This is a genomic window from Roseburia sp. OF03-24 (assembly GCF_003463035.1).
Classification (GTDB): Bacteria; Bacillota; Clostridia; order Lachnospirales; family Lachnospiraceae; genus Roseburia; species Roseburia rectibacter.
Genome location: NZ_QSCK01000058.1, coordinates 1 through 2,561, shown reverse-complemented (window position 1 = coordinate 2,561; position 2,561 = coordinate 1). Strand labels below are relative to the sequence as shown.

Here is a 2,561-nt window from a genome sequence, read left to right as displayed (position 1 = left end):
GTAATCATCCGTATCTGTCAGCAACTATATTTTTCTGATACACTCTTTTCATAACAAAGGAAGGAAACTGTATCATTATGAAAAAAGATGAAAAAATCACTCTGTGGTCTGAACGAATCCATGAATTTCAATCCAGTGGGCAGACTTGCAAAACATGGTGTCAGGAACATCACGTTCCAGTCTCTACAATGAATTATTGGATGCGCAAGCTGAAAAAATTGGACGAACAATCAGATACAGATATGATTTTTGCAAAAATGCCAACGGAAAAAGAGATTTCAAAGAATGAGACTTTGAATATCAGCCCGTCTCCAGTCCGCATTTTTATCACAAACGCTATTCGGATTGAAGTGATGCCTGAATGCCCGCCGGAATTTTTTCGTGTTCTGATCCAGGGGCTGAAAGATCATGCTTGATCTGGCAGGTGGCACAACCGTTTACCTTGCCTGTGGAGCTACCGATCTGAGAAAAAGCTATCACGGACTGGCTGCAATTATCAAGCTGAAATTCAAACTTGATCCCTATTCGCGCTGCATGTTTGCGTTCTGCAACCGCAGGCGGACTTCTATTAAGATTCTGCAATGGGACGGATCCGGTTTCTGGATTCTGATGAAGAGGCTTGACAAAGATTCCTTTCACTGGCCGGATACTCCGGATGAATTACAGAAAGTGACCCTGAAAGAAATGCATTGGCTGTGTGATGGTCTTTCACTTACTCCGAAGGGAGCTTTTGAAGAAAGACATCCAAAGATTGTTGTATAAAGAACGGATTTGTCAATTCGCAAAAAGCACGAAATACTTGTGGATATCGGTATATATTCCTACACAGTAAAACGTTGATTTTTCTCGAACAGCTGGACTTTCTATGCTATACTGGAATTATCATATAAGAGTTTGGAGATTGCCGGATGGATCCGTTTTTTACAGAGGAACAGCTGAATAACATGAGCCGTGAAAACATGATGGAAGTTATGAGAATCATGCAGAATCAGGTTCAAAAAAAAGAGACCGAGGTACAGCTTCTGAAAGACAAGCAGAAAGAACTGGAATTTATGAACGCAATGCTTTCAGACCGTCTTGCGCTTGCACAAAGAAGACGTTTCGGTTCTTCCAGTGAAAAATACGCAGATGGATATGAACAGATGGATCTGTTTAATGAGGCTGAAGTCAATGCAGATATGGATACTGCTGAGATTGAAGAGGAAATCGTGATTCCATCGCACAAACGGAAAAAACGCACCGGCAAAAAAGAAGAAGATCTCTCTAATTTCGAAGTAACAGAAACAATCGAATATAAACTGGCCGGCGAAGACCGCTATTGTCCGGACTGTGGAACAAAGTATAAAGTCGTCACAAAAGAAGTCGTAAAACGACTGAAATTCATCCCCTCCACCTTTGAAGTGGTGGAAGAAGTAACCTATGTATACAGTTGTCCAAAATGTGGTGCTATGATCCGGCCGGAAAAAGAGTTTCCGCTGATCAAGGGAAGCATTGCTACACCTTCGCTGGTTGCCGGAATCATGAATGCAAAGTATGTCAATGGCATGCCGCTGGCAAGACAGGAACGGGAATTCGCAAGGTATGACTTAAATCTTTCAACAAAAACAATGGCAAACTGGATCATCAGCTGTGCAGACCGGTATCTGGGACTGCTTTATGGGCAGATGAAGGAAGAATTCCTAAAGAGCAGATACATCCATTGCGATGAAACCAGGATCCAGGTGATTGATGAACCAGATCAGAAAGGATCATCTCAAAACTGGATGTGGGTATATCTGACAGATCATTACAGTGAAGCCCCACAGATGGTTCTCTTTGATTATGAGAGAACGCGTGCCGGATATCACCCGGTAAACTTCCTTGGAGATACATTTCATGGATATCTGACGTGTGATGGATATCAGGCGTATCATGGACTGAACGATTCCATTACCGTAACCGGATGCTTTACCCATGCGAGACGCCGTTTTGATGCTGCACTCACGGCATTAAAAAAGGATTTCACAAAGGAGCAGCTGAAAGAAACAGTTGCATATCAGGCAATGACGAGGATCGGAATCCTGTATAAAGTAGAGGAACTGATCAAAGATAAGACACCGGAAGAACGGTATCAGGAACGTCAGAAACAGTCACGTCCAGTGGTGGATGCCCTGTTTGAATGGCTGCATTCGATGGAAGATTCTGTAGACAGATCTTCCCTTATTGGTGATGCCATTTTATATACGCTGAATCAGGAAACCTATCTTCGCAGGTACTTGGATGATGGGCATCTGAGCATTGATAATAATAGTGCGGAGCGTGCAATCAAAAATTTTGCAGTAGGCCGCCGGAATTGGCTGTTTGCCAAGAGTATCCGTGGTGCAGATGCCAGTGCTGTTGTTTATAGTATCGCAGAAACAGCCCTGCTGAATGGTCTGAAGCCGTATGTATATCTTTCCTATGTATTAGAAGAGCTTCGTAAAATGGGACCTTTTCCAAAGCCGGATGATCTAAATCGGCTTTTGCCATGGTCAAATGAATTACCGGAAGGATTTCGAACCAAAAAGAAGAAATAAAATGTG

The 2,561-nt window shown here is 42.8% G+C and carries 3 protein-coding genes; all 3 read left to right on the top strand.

What is annotated here, in order from left to right; genetic code table 11:
- Positions 1 to 77 precede the first annotated feature (77 nt).
- The 3 genes from tnpA (at position 78) to tnpC (ending at position 2,555) form a co-directional block, all read left to right on the top strand.
- Positions 78 to 416: an IS66 family insertion sequence element accessory protein TnpA gene (gene tnpA / locus DXA60_RS18025; protein ID WP_117922646.1), complete on the top strand. Its 339-nt coding sequence runs from the start codon at positions 78 to 80 to the stop codon at positions 414 to 416.
- A complete protein-coding gene (gene tnpB, locus DXA60_RS18020) occupies positions 409 to 762 on the top strand; it encodes an IS66 family insertion sequence element accessory protein TnpB (protein ID WP_006855325.1) in 354 nt (117 codons plus the stop codon). Before tnpA ends, tnpB begins: the two co-directional genes overlap by 8 nt.
- A 146-nt stretch (positions 763 to 908) precedes the next feature.
- Positions 909 to 2,555 carry an IS66 family transposase gene (gene tnpC / locus DXA60_RS18015; protein ID WP_117922645.1) on the top strand — a complete coding sequence of 549 codons (1,647 nt, stop codon included), beginning with the start codon at positions 909 to 911 and terminating at the stop codon, positions 2,553 to 2,555.
- The last annotated feature ends 6 nt before the right edge of the window (positions 2,556 to 2,561 follow it).

What these genes read in the sequence shown, in the direction of transcription:
- tnpA (WP_117922646.1), top strand. Translation starts at nt 78, where the DNA reads ATGAAAAAAGATGAAAAAATCACTCTGTGGTCTGAACGAATCCATGAA.
- tnpB (WP_006855325.1), top strand. Translation starts at nt 409, where the DNA reads ATGCTTGATCTGGCAGGTGGCACAACCGTTTACCTTGCCTGTGGAGCT.
- tnpC (WP_117922645.1), top strand. Translation starts at nt 909, where the DNA reads ATGGATCCGTTTTTTACAGAGGAACAGCTGAATAACATGAGCCGTGAA.